This window comes from Micromonospora sp. ATCC 39149 (genome assembly GCF_000158815.1).
Lineage (GTDB): Bacteria > Actinomycetota > Actinomycetes > Mycobacteriales > Micromonosporaceae > Micromonospora.
In genome coordinates, this window is the sequence record NZ_GG657738.1 from 2,404,219 (window position 1) to 2,404,603 (window position 385).

At 78.4% G+C, this 385-nt stretch carries 1 pseudogene; it reads right to left on the reverse strand.

What is annotated here, in order from left to right:
• Positions 1-385, reverse strand: a pseudogene (locus tag MCAG_RS32385) (ATP-dependent helicase); the annotation flags it as partial.

Here is a 385-nt window from a genome sequence, read left to right on the forward strand (position 1 = left end):
CCCCGGCCGGGGACACGGCCTCGTCCCGAACGGGAGCCGGGGCGTCGACCGGCACCGGACGGTCTTCGCCGAGGAAGCGGCGCACCAGCGCCGCGGCCTCGGCCAGCGCCGGACGGCGCCCGCCCAGCGGATCGGCCGGCCACTCGGCGCGCAACACCACCTCCGTGGTCGGGTTCACCGCGTCCCCGGCCGGCTCCGGGGCCCACCGGTCGACCAGGAGCCCGTCGCCGCCGCCGGAGCACGCGTCGTGCACCTCCCGCAGCAACACCGACGGGCCGCGCGGGCGCTTCGTCGCCTCACCCCACCAGTAGCCGGAGCAGAGCAGCAGCCGCCGGGGACGGGTCACCGCCACGTATGCCAGGCGGCGCTCCTCCCGCTCGTCGTG